A 1,401-nucleotide genomic window follows, 5' to 3' on the forward strand; every position below is an offset into this window, starting at 1 on the left:
ATGACCTTCACCCCTACCCAAAAAGAACTCTTTAATAAAAACATTGAAGCTTTAGGTAATATTCTTTTAAAAGAAAGTTTAAAAGAAATCAAGTCTAGTAAATTTGAACTTATCTTAGGTAAAGATAATCTTGATATCAATCTAAAAGATACAAGTGATAATACTTTTCTTTATGAAAATGTTATTGATGAATTAAACACTATGCTAAACACTTATAATGATAAATACCTACTTTATCCTGTATTGTATTTTTATGGTTTTGGAAATGGAATTTTATTTAAAGCTTTATTACAAAATAAAAATCATCAACATATTATTGTTTTTGAAAAAGATATAGAAATCATTTGGGTCATGTTTCATATCTTAGATTTTTCAAATGAATTGCAAAATTCAAGATTGATGATTTTAGAAACTAGTTCTTTAAATATAGAATTTTTTTCTAATTTTTGTTCTAACAAACCTTTCTTTCAATTTTCTAGAATTTATTTTTTAGAACTGATGAGTAATTATTATGAAAGATTTCATGAGGATGTTTTGGAGTTAAATAAAAAGCTAGTGCAGCATTTTAAAGATTCTATTATTTCTCATGGTAATGATCCCCTTGATGCTCTTCAAGGCATAGAGCAATTTGTTTATAATCTTCCTCAAATGATCACTCATCCTAGTTATAAAGAATTACTTTCTAAAAGAAAGAATTTAAGTGATACAACTATCATTGTTTCTACAGGACCCTCTCTTACTAAACAACTTCCTTTGTTAAAAAAATATGCTAATAAAGCTACAATTTTTTGCGCAGATTCTTCTTATCCTATTTTAGCTAAGCATAATATTAAGCCTGATTATGTTTGTATGCTTGAAAGAACTGAAATTACTGCTGAATTTTTTAATCATGATTTTGGAGAATTTGATAAGGATATTATATTTATTTGTGCTGGTGTTGTTCATCCAAAAGCGATTGAATATTTAAAGGGTAAAACTTTTATTATAACTCAAAAAGTTCTTACTTTTCCATATTATATAAATCTTAAAGATTTTTCTTATGCTGCTGTAGGATTTAGCGTTGCACATATGCTAGCTTATTTAGCAACTTATCTCAATCATAAAAATATCATTCTCATAGGACAAGATTTAGCTTATGCAAAAAATGGCAATTCTCATCCTGATGATTATCAAAACTCAGCTAACTATGAAAGTCAAATGTATGAGCATATTTTAACTACAGCTTATGGAGACAATGGAAAAGTTGAAACTCATAGTATATGGCTTTTATTTAAAAATTGGTTTGAAAGTGAAATAATTCTGAATACCAGAAAAATGGGTATCACCACCTACAACTGTACCGAAGGTGGAGCAAGGATAGAAGGAACTATAGAAAAACCTTTTCTTTGGGCTTGTGAGAAT

The 1,401-nt window shown here is 27.3% G+C and carries 1 protein-coding gene; it reads left to right on the forward strand.

All coding sequences use genetic code 11. The features are described 5' to 3' along the window. Positions 1–1,401: motility associated factor glycosyltransferase family protein (locus AJ936_RS01345; RefSeq protein WP_070273968.1), on the forward strand; the 1,401-nt coding region annotated here is incomplete at both ends.

The sequence above is a fragment of the Campylobacter sp. BCW_6877 genome (assembly GCF_001762445.1).
In the GTDB taxonomy this organism is placed as follows: Bacteria; Campylobacterota; Campylobacteria; order Campylobacterales; family Campylobacteraceae; genus Campylobacter_D; species Campylobacter_D jejuni.